The following is a 227-nucleotide window of genomic DNA, read 5'->3' as shown; positions in this document are numbered from 1 at the left end:
AAGGGGTTTTGTGGACTCAAAGAAAGACCAGACCTTGAATGAGTTTGAAGAGACTTTTAAATCAGTTTTCCAGATTATTTTGCCTTCAGTTTTTAAAAAAGCTGAAAGTAAAAGCAAAATTTGCTTGGCGACCATAGCATTGTGGACCCACCTGATTCCATGCCGAACTCAGAAGTGAAACACAATAGCGCCGATGGTAGTGTGGGGCTTCCCCATGTGAGAGTAGG

At 42.3% G+C, this 227-nt stretch carries 1 rRNA gene; it reads left to right on the top strand.

Annotation, left to right across the window (positions count from 1 at the left end):
• Positions 1 to 123: 123 nt before the first annotated feature.
• Positions 124 to 227 (top strand): 5S ribosomal RNA (gene rrf, locus AB4512_RS21160); the annotation flags it as partial.

Origin of the sequence: Vibrio sp. 10N.222.52.B7, assembly GCF_041474275.1 — a bacterium.
Lineage (GTDB): Bacteria > Pseudomonadota > Gammaproteobacteria > Enterobacterales > Vibrionaceae > Vibrio > Vibrio crassostreae_C.
The sequence above is the reverse complement of the archived record's forward strand: the minus strand, read 5'-3'. Positions and strand labels throughout refer to the sequence as shown.